We start from the raw sequence: 12,612 nt of genomic DNA, 5'->3' as shown, positions 1-12,612 counted from the left end.
CGTTAAGCGCTATCGAATGCCTGGGCAACTTAATGGGTGACGCCCTTGAGCGCACCTGGCCGGTAAGGACGAATGCACCGACGCCGCGCCAAGTCAGACCGTATGCAGCTGATGCTGTCGTTATGGGTTCGCCGGGCTCAAAGCTGCTCCCGGATTGCCGCCGCAGGCGCTCTGCTATCGGCAAGAGCGCTCACCATGCGGACTCCATTGCATTGATAGCCTGAGCATTAACTAGAATTTAACGAACAATTTATTGGATGTTAAGCACCGGAAAAACATTCTTCTCTATAGTTTGCCGCATGAGGTTATGCGACTTCGCTGCGTTCGAGTCTGGTGGAGGGCATTGCAGGCGGAGTAAAGATGATGAGAGCTTTGCGGTGTCGAAGAAGTTGTGATCGTCGTGGTTCTTCGGGCAGGGCTGTCTTCATGATGCGAACTACCGTCGACTGCCGGCGATGTGTTTCGCCGCTTTCTACAACCGATCCGGTTTGCACTTGTTTTGTTGTTGAGCAGGGCTGCTGTTGCCTGCTGATTCCCATCGCGGTTGGGGCTGATCAAGCATCGCCTGTGTGCTTTTTCCCGCGATTGTCTGAAGAACTTTCGTTAAGGATCTGTCATGTATCTCTATACGTCGCAACGGGGTGCCGGTACGCATGAAGGTTTCGCTAGGCGCATTCTTGTCACTGCTGCCGTTGCTCTCTCAATGGCTCTTGGCGCGAGCCATGTACGGGCAGACACCGTCAAGATTTCTGCAGGAACGACGCCTTCCAGTATCCCGAATGCATTTCTTGATCTGAAGACGCACGAAATACAGGGCGTCATGCCTGATGTGATCCGGGAAATCGGCAAGCGCGAAGGGTTCGACGTTTCTTTTAACGTCATCCCATTTTCGGCACTGATCCAGTCAGTGGTCTCGGACAAGATCGACCTTATCGTGGCCGGCATGACGCCCACACCCAAGCGGGCAGAAGTGATTGACTTCTCCCAACCCGTGGCGCAGTTCGGAAAAGGGATCATCGTCAACGCAACCGACAAGAACACCTATCGGACGATCGACGATCTGAAGGGCACCGTCGTGGGTGCGGGCGCTGGCGAAGAGACCTCGGACGAACTCGTCAAGCTCGGCATCTTTAAGGAAGTCAAGCTCTACAACAACGGCGCGGATATGGCTCGCGACGTTGCACTGGGCCGCATTACGGCAGCGTTCAACGACTACCCGGTCCTAAAGGCTCAGGAGGCCGCAGGACGATTGGATGGAGTTCGCGTCGTGGACGGTTTTCAGCCGCTGCGAAGGGTGCCGATTGCATTCGGTGTGAAGAAAGGGAACACCGCCTTGCTGTCCAAGATTAACAGCGGACTAGGCAAGATCAAGGCTGACGGCACGCTCGACAAGATACTCAAAAAGTGGAACTTCGGGGATTGAACGGGAGTGCCACGTGATGTATCGCAGGCACTTTTTTCTTGATGAGTGCGGGCCATCTTGAGTCGGTGGCCCGGCAGGGGAGGCGCGCAGATTAGTACGTGGGAGCTTTGGAGGCAGGCGAGTTGCAGAACGTGCGGGCGAGGGAGCGAGGTGGTCGATCCCGGTCACTCCGGCGCATGTTTTGAGCCGCTATGAATAGAACTATTATTAGAAGGTAGATCATGCGTTGGAGTGACGTAGTTGAATTTGTCCCGATATTGCTCAAAGGAGCAGGGATTAGCGTTTTCATCACGATCAGCTGTTTGCTGCTGAGTACGGCGCTGGGCCTCGTGTGGGCGCTTCTGAAGATGTCACGGTTTGCTGCGGTCCGGCGTGCTGTCGCAACGTTGATCAACGTTGTACGCGGCTTGCCGATGATCGTGCTTCTCTTCTATATCTATTTTGTTTTCCCGGATATTCACCTGCGGCTCGACGCCCTCGAGGCGAGCATCGTGGGCCTTGCGTTCGGCTATTCGACATACGTTGCCGAGATCATTCGATCGGGCATCGAGTCTGTCGACCCAGGTCAATACGAGGCGGCGCAATCGCTCGGAATGGGAAAGGTCAAGACGATGACGCGCGTCATCCTGCCCCAGGCCATCAAGGTTGCATTGCCACCGTATAGCAACACGTTGGTTTCCATGCTTAAGGATTCCTCTCTTGCATCCACCATTACCGTTGCGGAAATGACGCGCGAAGGTTCACTCATTGCCGCTGCGACTTTCCAGAATCTGACCGTCTACACGCTTGTGGCCATTGGCTATCTGGCATTGAGTCTCCCATTGATGGGATTGACCAGGCATCTCGAGAGACGCTTTGGAAAACACAAGGTGAAGTGAGGTTGTCATGATCGAAATTAAAGATCTGCATAAGAGCTTTGGCGGCGTGCGCGTGCTCAACGGTATTTCGCTGAATGTTCAGCAAGGCGAGGTGGTGTGCCTGATCGGCGCCTCTGGCTCGGGAAAGTCCACGCTTCTTCGATGTATCAACGCTCTCGAGTCGTACGACTCGGGGGAGATCAAGCTGCTCGATCAGCTCGTGGAACAGCGGTGCCGAAACATCAATCAGCTTCGTACCCAGGTCGGTATGGTGTTTCAGCGGTTTAATCTTTTCCCGCACCGGACGGCCCTGGAAAACGTGATGGAAGGCCCCGTGCACGTCAAACGAGAACCGCCCGATCAGGCGCGCACCGAGGCTATTGCCCTGCTCCATAAGGTCGGACTCGGCGAAAAGACGCATGCATATCCGCACCAGCTTTCGGGTGGGCAGCAACAGCGAGTCGCGATTGCCCGTTCGTTGGCAATGAAGCCGAAAGCCATTCTGTTCGATGAGCCAACTTCGGCACTCGATCCGGAACTCGTGGGCGAGGTGCTGAGCGTGATGCGCACGCTTGCGCGCGAAGGCATGACGATGCTGGTCGTCACGCATGAGATGGGCTTTGCCCGTGAAGTCGCAGATCGAGTGTGTTTCTTGCATGCGGGACGCATCATCGAGGAGGGCTGTGCGAAGGAGGTCCTCAGTGCCCCACGCGAGGCGCGGACGCGGAGTTTCTGCGCCACGTGCTAACGCACCGTGTTGACGGCTCCGACCCGCTCACCGGCGGAGCAGGGGCGGTGGCATGACGCAACGATGCGGGCGTCCGGTGAAGGTGCGCCGATAAGAAGAGGGTTGGCCCTGATTTGGTGGGGCCTTTTTTGCAACAGCAGCGCAATCTCGCAAAGCGATTCAATTGACGCGGCCGTCCCGTGAAGGTCGGTGCCCCAGCGCGGACTTTGGATAGCGCTTCTACATGCGCGACCGTACTCCTCACCCGGAACCGGTTCGCTGCATTCTGAGGTGGACTCGAATGCTCGCCACACACACCGCATAGGCAATACGATGCTGTCATCCATCCGCGCACGGGTCGTCTGCGCTTGCGTTTCGCTTGTAGCGTTCTCCGTCGTCTCAACCACCGTAGCGAACTACACGACTGCAAAGGCAAGTGCAGAAGCGGCAATCGACCACGATCTCACCACCTACGCCGACGACCATGCCAAAGCGATCGGCGATTGGATCGCTGCGAAGACTCTCATGGTGTCATCGCTGCAGGACGCTGTGCTGACAACGAACCCCGACCCCATGCTGAAGCAGATCGCCGTTGCAGGTGGGTTCTTTGACGTAGGCGTCGGCTACCCTGATCGCACAGCAAAATTCACTGACTGGCCAAACATTCCGGCGAGCTACGATCCAACCAGCCGCCCCTGGTACAAGGGAGCCGCGCAGGCCGGTAAATCTGTAGCCATTCCGTACGTGAGCACCAGCGGGCAATTGCTGGTTGCGCTAGCCGTTCCCGTGATACGCGATGGCGTTTTGAAGGCGGTGCTGGTGGGCGATGTGGCATTGGACAGCGTCGTTGAAAACGTCAAGTCGATTCATCCGACGCCGGCGAGTTTTGGTGTGCTGGTTGACCAAAGCGGCCGCGTGATCGCGCATCCCGATCCAAAGTTGCGATTTAAACCCGTTGCCGACATTGCGCCCGATTTTGCCAAGGTCGCCACGACATCGGGCAGTACAGGCAAGGTGCCGATGGAGCTAACGGTAGACGGCAAGGCCAAGCTCATGCGCGCGCAGGCCGTCGCGGGTACCGACTGGCATGTTGTGGTCAGCCTCGACAAATCAGAGGCCACGGCTGGAATCCGTTCGCTATTGACCGCTTCGCTTATATCCCTGTTCATCATCGTAGGTATCGCGACCGTCGTCTGCTTCGCTATCACCACGACGGTGTTTCGCCGCCTTGCTGAGGTCTGTCATGCAATGGCGGCGATCGGGTCGGGCACCGGCGACTTGACACAGCGCTTGCCGGAAGGCGGCAGGGATGAGGTGGCAGACATTGCGCGCTCTTTCAACCAATTCGTAGCTAAGCTGCAGAAGGTGATGTTGGAGATTCGTGGTGCGAGTGAATTGGTACATGCCGCCGCAAACGAGATTGCAGCGGCAAGTCTCGATCTGTCTTCCCGCACTGAATCGGCAGCGGCGAGCCTGCAACAGACGGCCGCATCCATGGACGAGATTTCTGGCACGGTCGTTCAGTCAGGCGCAGCTGCTCGCGAGGCCGATGCCCGATCGGTGACGGCGACGCAGACTGCATCGCAAGGCGGCGAAGCGATGTCGAACGTGATCGGCACAATGACAACGATTGAGGAGGCATCCGACCGAATCGGCACGATCATCGGCGTGATCGATGGCATTGCCTTCCAGACGAACATTCTCGCCTTGAACGCCGCTGTCGAAGCCGCGCGTGCCGGGGAGCAAGGTCGCGGTTTTGCAGTCGTTGCGCAGGAGGTCCGCGGCCTAGCGCACCGGAGCGCTCAAGCAGCGCGCGAAATTAAGCAGTTGGTGGAGTCTACTGTTGCAAGCGTCGCGGCCGGTGCTGCCCAAGTGCACCAAGCGGGCGACACGATGAGCGAGATCGTGACCAATGTCGCCCAGGTTCAATCAATCGTCTCGGATATCGCCCGTTCAGCAACGGAGCAGATGGCAGGCATCCAAGAAGTCAACCGTGCTGTTGCGCAGCTCGACGAGATGGTGCAGCAGAACGCTGCGCTTGTAGAAGAGTCTGCGGCCGCATCAAGCGCCTTACAAAACCAGGCTGATGCATTGGTATCGGCGATTGGGCAATTCAAAATTGACTAGTGGTCGCCCTCTGTCGGCACGAGTTGAAGGTATGGCGAGAAATGGCGCGCATTCGGCCGAACAGGCCAAGCGCATGTTGATTTGCACGAAATCCTGACCCAGCGGGGCAAGATTCGGTGCAAATCAACAACATGGGGCATACCGCCCCCAACAGTTCCTCGCCAATTCTGGCCACCGGCTCGAAAGCCATGAGTTGAGCTATTTCTGTTTCGCTGACCCATGGACGAAATCCCGTCGTGATGTCAATCCAGCATCCCGCATTGAGCCTGTACTGCAAAGCTGGTTTGCTTTGCGGTGTCGTTGGCGGGTGGTATCCATAGCCAGAAGCCTAGGCTTGCTGCTATGTGTGCGCTGCGATGATCAGTTGCGCCTCGCCGGCCAGCTTCGGAAACTGTCTATGCCCTAGCCCAGCTCGCGTAGCCATGCTGGTCAATGATAAGCGTCGTCCTTCGTTGATAAGCTCACTAGCTGCCCAATGCAGTTGCCGACGCGGAAGATCGCGATTGGCTACATCGATTGCATGTCGCAGCCGAGGGTATTGTCGAACTACAACTTCGACTTGGTGCAGTGACAGATCGGTCAGACCAGCGAGTCGCCTGCAGTCAATCGTTGGGGACGCCCCTCACGGGTCCCATCCTAGTTCATATGTGGATGAGAGGATCTTCGGGTAGTCTCGATTAACCGTCAGCTCTCTGAGGAAGCTTCTAGCATGATTTCGATTCCATTCAGGTACGCCCGCAGTCAGTGCTCGCAAGCTCATCTCGGCTAGAGGGGGTGAGATACCCGTCCTTGGCGACTCAGCGATACCAATCCTGGTACTGGATGAGGTGGATAGAATCGGCGCAGGTGACCAATGGCTTAGAGGGTGGACAAGCAACTGATCGACGATTAGCTCAACTTGATGGCACTCGGTTGCCGTGGCCATCCGACCAGAGGTGGGGCAAACATGTTTGTAACGCCCCACCGTGGATTGGGTCGAAACTGGTGCTTCAGGACAAACTTGCGTAATTATGGTGTCCGGCGTAACGCATTGATTCCGCTGCATTTCGTAGGGCAGACATAATTGCAACTAATCAAGAAAAGGCCGTCCTTCGGGACGGCCTTTTTTCGTGGTGTGCGCTTCGCCAGACAAGCATTCGCTCCACCGTTGCCTCAAGTATACCGCGGCCCCGGGGGTTGCGGGAAGCCCCGGCGGCCGCAGTAGCATCGCCACCCATCTTGAAACCGACCGAAAGGAGGGTGAGACATGCGTGTGATGCCATCGACGTTTGGAGCGCAGGGCAGGGCCGCGGTGATGCAAGCCGGAGGTGCGAAATGAGCGGGCATGCCGTGGTGATTGCCGGCGGTGGGCCGACGGGGCTCATGCTCGCGGCCGAGCTGGCGCTGGCCGGCATTGACGTCGCCATTGTCGAGCGCCGCGCCAACCAGGATGTGGTCGGTGTGCGTGCCCTGGGCTTGCACGCACGCTCGATCGAGGTGCTCGACCAGCGTGGCGTGGCCGAGCGGTTTGTCTCGCAGGGCAAGACCTATCCGGTCGTGCACTTCGGCGAGAACCCGCTGGACATCAGCGACTTCCCGACCCGGCACAACTATGTGCTCGGCCTGTGGCAGCACCACACCGAGCGCCTCCTCGCGCAGTGGGTCGGCGAGCTGGGCGTGCCGTTCTATCGCGCGCGTCAAGTGACCGGCTTCGCGCAAGACGGCAGCGGCGTCGACGTCACGCTGTCCGACGGCGAGGTGTTGCGGGCGCAATACCTCGTGGGCTGCGATGGCGGGCGCAGCGCTGTCCGCAAGGCGGCCGGCATTGAGTTTGCCGGCTGGGACGCCACGACCAGCTGGCTCATCGCCGAGGTGCGCACCACGCAGCAGCCGCCCCCTTCGGCTTCAAATACGACGCCATCGGCCGGCACGCCGTCGCGCCCATGGAGGACGGCAAATGCGTCCGCGTGGTGCTGACCGAGCGACAACTCGGCACCGACAATGCGCCCACGCTGGCCGACCTGAGCGAGGCGCTGATCGCGGTCTATGGCACCGACTTTGGCGCGCATCGCCCGAACTGGATCTCGCGGTTTTCCGATATGGCCCGCCAGGCCGTGGCCTACCGCGACAAACGTGTGCTGCTGGCAGGCGACGCCGCCCACGTGCATCCGCCCATGGGCGGGCAGGGCCTGAACATGGGCATGCAGGATGCCGTGAACCTGGGTTGGAAGCTGGCCGCCGTCATCAAACGGACGGCGCCCGAAAGCCTGCTCGACAGCTATCACGCGGAGCGCCATCCGGTGGCCGCGCGTACGTTGCGCAATACGCTGGCGCAGGTGGTGCTGCTTCGCCAGGACGAGCGGTCCAAGGCGCTGAGCGAGATCACCTCGGAGCTGTTTCGGATGGATGAACCGCGCAGGCGCCTGGTCGGGATGGTCTCCGCGCTCGATGTGCGCTACGACTTTGGCGAAGGGCATCCGCTGCTTGGCCGCCGTATGCCCGATCTCGACCTGGACACCGCCGAGGGCCCGGTGCGCGTTTTCCAGCTGTTGCACGCGGCGGGCGCGGTGCTGCTCAACTTCGGCCCGGCGGATGCCATCGACATCGCGCCATGGGCTGATCGCGTGCGGCGAGTGGACGCCCGCTACGCAGGCGCCTGGACGCTGCCGGTGGTGGGCACGGTGCCCGCGCCGTCTGCTGTGCTGGTCCGTCCCGACGGCCACGTGGCGTGGGTCGGTGACGGAACGACGGAGGGGCTGCAGGCGGCGTTGCAGCGGTGGTTCGGCACGGCGACGGCCTGACGCCGCTTGCCGGCAGAGACAGCCGGGTGGAGGGCGGCGTCTATCCAGGTGTTTGAAGCGGCCGGAGGGACAGCGGTGGCCGGTATGCTGCATGGCATCGGAATCACCGTCCCTCTGGAGTCCTGGCATGTTCAACGTCCTCAGCAAGATCGTCCTGCTGGCCGTGTATGGCCTCGCGCTGGCCAGCTATGCCACGCCACTGCCGCTGTCGGCCGACGCCATCGGCTGGCTGCGCATCGTGGCGCCGGTGCTGCTGGCCGCGCACCTGCTGGAAGTGGTGCTGTGCTTTCGCAAGGTGGCGCTGCACAAGGGGCCGTTGTTCGACAGCGTGCTGCTGACGTTGCTGTTCGGCTTTCTGCACTGGAAGCCGCTGGCGGACGCCGCGCGGCAAGCTCGCTGATTGCGACTGACCGGCCCTACTAGCCGCAACGGCGGGGCAGACCTACTCTAGTTCCAGTCGTCCCTGGATTGACCAGTTGGGACTCCTTGCTGCAACGCGGCATCGATCATGGACAGAGTGGAACGAACGGCGTTTGTCTTTGCCGGTGGCGGCAGCCTCGGCGCCATCGAGGCCGGCATGCTGCGCGAGCTGGTGGCCTCCGGCGTGGTGCCCGACATGGTGGTGGGCGCCTCGGCCGGCGCCATCAACGCTGCCTTTTTTGCGTGCAATCCGCATGCGGCCGGCACGGCGCAGCTGGAGGCGCTGTGGCGCGGCGTGCGGCGCGCCGACGTGATGCCGTGGTCGTGGCGGGCAATGTTCAGCATGCTCGGCATCCTGGGCGGCCGACGGGAACACCTCGTCGATGCATCTGGCCTGGAGCGCCTGCTGACGCGGCATTTTGCGCAGACCCTGCTTGAGTCGGCCCCGCTGCCGCTGCATGTTGTCGCCACCGATATGCGCACCGGCGCCGAGGTGGTGTTGTCGTCCGGCGCCATCGTGCCGGCTGTGCTGGCCAGCGCCGCCATTCCCGGCGTGTTTCCGCCGGTGCGCGTTGGTGATCGCCTGTTGATCGACGGCGGCGTCGCCAACAACACGCCGATCTCCGCGGCCATCCGGCTGGGCGCCACGCGCGTCGTCGTATTGCCGGCGGGGTTTGCCTGTGCGGACCGCCGTGCCCCGCGCAGCGCCATCGAGCACGCGCTGAACGCCTTGTCGCTGCTGGTCGCGCGTCAGCTCGTGCAAGACCTGGAGCGATGGGCCGGGCAGGTGCCCATTACCGTTGTGCCGCCGCTGTGCCCGCTCGACGTGTCACCCTACGACTACGCCCGCTGCGGTGAATTGATCGACCGCGCCGCTGCCGCCACGGCGGCATGGCTCGCAGCCGATGGTCTGGCGGCCACCGGCATCCCGGGCGCGCTGCGTGAGCACCATCACGACGAAGCTCACCCGAACTGCAGCGCAGACCTCCACGGCATGCCCGCGGCTTGATGCGGCAGCGTCGGATTTTCTGTCCGCCGTTGAAACTGAATCTGCGCCGCGCGTCTGTTTCGCCCAGCGTTGCGCGCCCATGATGCGGCTAACCAATTCACTGGAAAGCCCGCCATGAAAGCCGTTGCCTACTACCAAAGCCTGCCCATCGACCGCCCCGAGGCGCTGGTCGACCTGACCCTGCCCGAGCCCACACCAGGCCCACGCGACTTGCTTGTGGAAGTGCGCGCCATCTCCGTCAACCCGGTCGATGTGAAGGTGCGCGCCGGCATGCCGCCGGTGGATGGTCAGCCCCGCGTGCTGGGCTGGGATGCTGCCGGCGTGGTGCGCGCTGTCGGCGCGGAGGTGTCGCTCTTCAAGCCGGGCGATGCGGTGTGGTATGCCGGTGCCCTGCAGCGCCCGGGCACCAATAGCGAGCTGCATGTCGTGGACGAACGCGTGGTCGGCACGATGCCCGCCACGCTCGGGTTTGCGCAGGCAGCGGCGCTGCCGCTCACCGCCATCACCGCCTGGGAATTGCTCTTCGACCGGCTCCAGGTGCCGGAATCTGCGGCGCCCAGCGGCAAGACGTTGTTGATCGTCGGTGCGGCGGGCGGTGTGGGGTCGGTGCTCGTGCAGCTCGCGCGCCGGTTGACCGGCCTGACTGTGATCGGCACCGCCTCGCGCCCGGAGACGGCCGCCTGGGTGCGCGAGCTGGGCGCCCACCATGTGATCAACCATGCGCAGCCGCTGGCCGCGGAACTGCATCGCATTGGTGTGCCGACGGTGGACTACGTCGCCAGCCTGAACCAGACCGAACGCCACTTCGAACAGATCGTCGAGGCGCTCAAGCCGCAAGGCCGCCTTGCCTTGATCGACGACCCGGCGCAGCTCGACGTTCGCAAGCTCAAGGCGAAGAGCTTGTCGCTGCACTGGGAGTTCATGTACACGCGCTCCATGTTCAGCACGGACGACCAGATCGAGCAGCACCGCCTGCTCAACCGCGTGGCCGCGCTCATCGACGAAGGCACGTTGCGTTCCACCATGAACGAGCACTTCGGCACGATCAATGCCGCCAACCTCAAGCGTGCGCATGCCTTCATCGAAAGCAATCAGGCGCGCGGCAAGATCGTGCTGGAAGGGTTTTGATTCAGGCGTCCGCCAGATAACCGGCAATGCGGTCTTGCAGGAAGTCGCGCAGCCGCATCAGCGTGGGCGACAGCGTGAGGCGGTGCGTGCAGATCAAATGCAGCGGTGCCGCCTCGCCGTGCCAGTCGGTCAGCGCGGCTTGCAGCCGGCCGGCGCGCAGATCGGCCAGTACATCCAGCCGCGACTTGTAAGCGATGCCATGCCCCGCAACGGCCCAGCGGCGCACGAGTTCGCCGTCGTCGGCAATGCGGTTGCCGGTGACACGCACAACGTGCGCCTGACCGTCGCCGCTCGCGCCGTGAAAGGTCCACTGGTCGTGCGTGGTGTCGGACAGGGCCAGCAACAGGCAATTGTGCTGACGCAGATCGTCCGGTGTCTTCGGCATGCCGTGCCGCGCAAAGTAGGCCGGCGCCGCGCACAGCACGCGGCGGTTGTCGGGCGCCAGCGGCAGCGCCACGAGCGATGAATCCTCCGGCTCGCCATAGCGCACCGCGACATCGACGCGCTGGCGGAACATGTCGACCAGCCGGTCGCCGATGCGCACCTGAAGCGCCACCGCTGGATGCTCGGTGAGGAAGTCGTCGAGCCAGCCGGTGAGCACGTTGCGGCCGAGGTCTGACGGAATCGACAGCGACACATCGCCGCCGATGGCTTGGCGGCCGAGCGCGAGCGCGTCCTGCCCGGCCTGCAGATCCGCCAGCGCACGGCGCGCGTGTTGCAGGTAGCGCTCGCCTTCCTGCGTGAGCGCCAGGCTGCGCGTGGAGCGCGCCAGCAGCCGCACGCCGAGTTCCGCCTCCAACCGCTTGATGGCCGCGCTTGCTGCCGCGGGGGCAATGTTCAACACACGCGCAGCCGCCGACAGGCTGCCGTTGTCCACGGCCAGCACGAGGATGGCGAGGTCGTCCAGGCGGATCATGGCGTGTGGTGTCGAATGCGAAGGCGTCGAAGGATGGACGGCATCTTACCGAGCGCCTAGCCGGCGCGCACGGTCGCCCAATCGAGTCCGAACCGTGCGAGGTATTTGCGCAGCCGGTCGGCGTCATTCACCTTGGCCTTCTCGGTGCGCGACACGTCGAAGAGCCGGCGCCCGGCGTCCGACAGCGATGCCGATTCGCGGCACACGGCAATCACGTTGTCCAGCTGCATGCGGTCGAACAGGTCGATCGATGCCGTCGCGTCGCCGATCAAGTCGGCAAGTCGGTCGCCTTTGCCTGCTGGATCCGGTTCGGCCCACGTGCGTTGCAGACGCGCGATTTCGTCTGCGACATCGGCTTCGGTAATGCGTCCGCCTTCGGCCAGCGTTGCCAGCCGCGTGACGCTGGCCGACAGCTCGCGGAAATTGCCCGTCCAGCGCGCCTGCGGCGAAGTGACGAACTTCAGGTAGATGCGGCGCGCCTCGGTATGGAAGCGCACTTGCTCGCCGTGCTCGCGTGCAAACCGGGCGAGTTCGAAATCGAGGTTCGGTTCCAGATCTTCGGGGCGATCGGCCAGGCCCGGCAGGTCGAAGGTCCACAGATTGATCCGCGCGTATAAGTCTTCGCGAAAACGCCCCTCGGCCACCCACTGCCGCAGGTCGCGCACGGTGCCTGCGATGAGTTGGAAATCGCTTTCGACTTCGCGGTCGCTGCCGAACGGCAGGAAGCGCTTCTCTTCGATGGCCTTGAGCAGCATGGCTTGTTCGTCCAGGCCGAGTTCGCCAATCTCATCGAGGAACAGCAGGCCGCCATCCGCGCTGCGCAGCAGGCCCGCGCGTTCGGTCTGTGCGCCGGTGAAGGCGCCTTTCACGTGGCCGAAGAGCGCCGACATGGCGCTGTCGCCGCGCAGCGTGGCGCAGTTCACCTCGACAAAGCGGCCGGCCAGCTGGTGCCGCGCCTTCTTCATCTCGTACACCCGGCGCGCGAGGAACGACTTGCCCGCGCCGGTCGGCCCGAACAGCAGCATCGGCGACTTGGAACGCGAAGCCACGCGCTCGATCTGCTCGATCATCCGGTTGAACGCCGGGTTGCGCGTGGCAATGCCGGACTTCAGCAGCGACACCGTGTCTTCGCGCTCGCGTGCAAAACGCGTGGCGATCTTGTCGTAGCGCGAGAGGTCCAGGTCGATGACGCTGTAGCTGCCGGACGTGTTGCCGAGTTCCTTCT

Annotated in this window: 11 protein-coding genes; 9 read left to right on the top strand and 2 right to left on the bottom strand. The window is 62.4% G+C overall.

Annotation, left to right across the window (positions count from 1 at the left end):
* The first annotated feature begins 616 nt into the window (after positions 1-616).
* The 9 genes from OWR21_RS00270 (at position 617) to OWR21_RS00230 (ending at position 10,471) form a co-directional block, all read left to right on the top strand.
* On the top strand, positions 617-1,423 hold the full coding sequence (locus OWR21_RS00270) for an ABC transporter substrate-binding protein (RefSeq protein WP_027678530.1): 807 nt from the start codon (positions 617-619) through the stop codon (positions 1,421-1,423).
* A 221-nt stretch (positions 1,424-1,644) separates the two neighbouring features.
* Complete coding sequence (locus OWR21_RS00265; RefSeq protein WP_027678529.1) at positions 1,645-2,301, top strand: amino acid ABC transporter permease; 657 nt, start codon at positions 1,645-1,647, stop codon at positions 2,299-2,301.
* 7 nt (positions 2,302-2,308) lie between these two features.
* A complete protein-coding gene (locus tag OWR21_RS00260) occupies positions 2,309-3,028 on the top strand; it encodes an amino acid ABC transporter ATP-binding protein (RefSeq protein WP_332394308.1) in 720 nt (239 codons plus the stop codon).
* Positions 3,029-3,340: 312 nt separating this feature from the next.
* Positions 3,341-5,134, top strand: coding sequence for a methyl-accepting chemotaxis protein (locus OWR21_RS00255; RefSeq protein ID WP_027678527.1), 1,794 nt, complete (start codon positions 3,341-3,343; stop codon positions 5,132-5,134).
* A gap of 1,314 nt (positions 5,135-6,448) precedes the next feature.
* Positions 6,449-7,090, top strand: coding sequence for an FAD-dependent monooxygenase (locus tag OWR21_RS00250; RefSeq protein WP_332394306.1), 642 nt, complete (start codon positions 6,449-6,451; stop codon positions 7,088-7,090).
* Entirely contained in the window at positions 7,057-7,914 is an 858-nt protein-coding gene (locus OWR21_RS00245) for an FAD-dependent monooxygenase (protein ID WP_332394305.1), read from the top strand. The genes OWR21_RS00250 and OWR21_RS00245 overlap by 34 nt, the downstream gene beginning before the upstream one ends.
* Positions 7,915-8,041: 127 nt before the next feature.
* Positions 8,042-8,314, top strand: a complete 273-nt coding sequence (locus tag OWR21_RS00240) for a hypothetical protein (RefSeq protein ID WP_332394304.1) — start codon at positions 8,042-8,044, stop codon at positions 8,312-8,314.
* 108 nt (positions 8,315-8,422) lie between these two features.
* Positions 8,423-9,343, top strand: a complete 921-nt coding sequence (locus OWR21_RS00235; protein ID WP_332394303.1) for a patatin-like phospholipase family protein — start codon at positions 8,423-8,425, stop codon at positions 9,341-9,343.
* Between the two features lie 114 nt (positions 9,344-9,457).
* Entirely contained in the window at positions 9,458-10,471 is a 1,014-nt protein-coding gene (locus OWR21_RS00230) for a zinc-binding alcohol dehydrogenase family protein (protein ID WP_332394301.1), read from the top strand.
* 1 nt (position 10,472) lies between these two features.
* Here the strand turns inward: OWR21_RS00230 and OWR21_RS00225 are convergent, their stop codons facing one another.
* Positions 10,473-11,387, bottom strand: a complete 915-nt coding sequence (locus OWR21_RS00225; RefSeq protein ID WP_332394300.1) for a LysR family transcriptional regulator — start codon at positions 11,385-11,387, stop codon at positions 10,473-10,475.
* A 56-nt stretch (positions 11,388-11,443) separates the two neighbouring features.
* Positions 11,444-12,612 (bottom strand): RNA repair transcriptional activator RtcR family protein (locus OWR21_RS00220; RefSeq protein ID WP_332394298.1); only part of this gene is annotated, 1,169 nt, incomplete at its 5' end.

The organism is Ralstonia sp. 1B3, assembly GCF_036631435.1.
Note: the sequence above shows the minus strand (reverse complement) of the source record. Positions and strands in the feature narration are given on the sequence as shown.

Coding starts and splice junctions, on each gene's coding strand:
- OWR21_RS00270 (WP_027678530.1), top strand. CDS start 617: ATGTATCTCTATACGTCGCAACGGGGTGCCGGTACGCATGAAGGTTTC.
- OWR21_RS00265 (WP_027678529.1), top strand. CDS start 1,645: ATGCGTTGGAGTGACGTAGTTGAATTTGTCCCGATATTGCTCAAAGGA.
- OWR21_RS00260 (WP_332394308.1), top strand. CDS start 2,309: ATGATCGAAATTAAAGATCTGCATAAGAGCTTTGGCGGCGTGCGCGTG.
- OWR21_RS00255 (WP_027678527.1), top strand. CDS start 3,341: ATGCTGTCATCCATCCGCGCACGGGTCGTCTGCGCTTGCGTTTCGCTT.
- OWR21_RS00250 (WP_332394306.1), top strand. CDS start 6,449: ATGAGCGGGCATGCCGTGGTGATTGCCGGCGGTGGGCCGACGGGGCTC.
- OWR21_RS00245 (WP_332394305.1), top strand. CDS start 7,057: ATGGAGGACGGCAAATGCGTCCGCGTGGTGCTGACCGAGCGACAACTC.
- OWR21_RS00240 (WP_332394304.1), top strand. CDS start 8,042: ATGTTCAACGTCCTCAGCAAGATCGTCCTGCTGGCCGTGTATGGCCTC.
- OWR21_RS00235 (WP_332394303.1), top strand. CDS start 8,423: ATGGACAGAGTGGAACGAACGGCGTTTGTCTTTGCCGGTGGCGGCAGC.
- OWR21_RS00230 (WP_332394301.1), top strand. CDS start 9,458: ATGAAAGCCGTTGCCTACTACCAAAGCCTGCCCATCGACCGCCCCGAG.
- OWR21_RS00225 (WP_332394300.1), bottom strand. CDS start 11,387: ATGATCCGCCTGGACGACCTCGCCATCCTCGTGCTGGCCGTGGACAAC.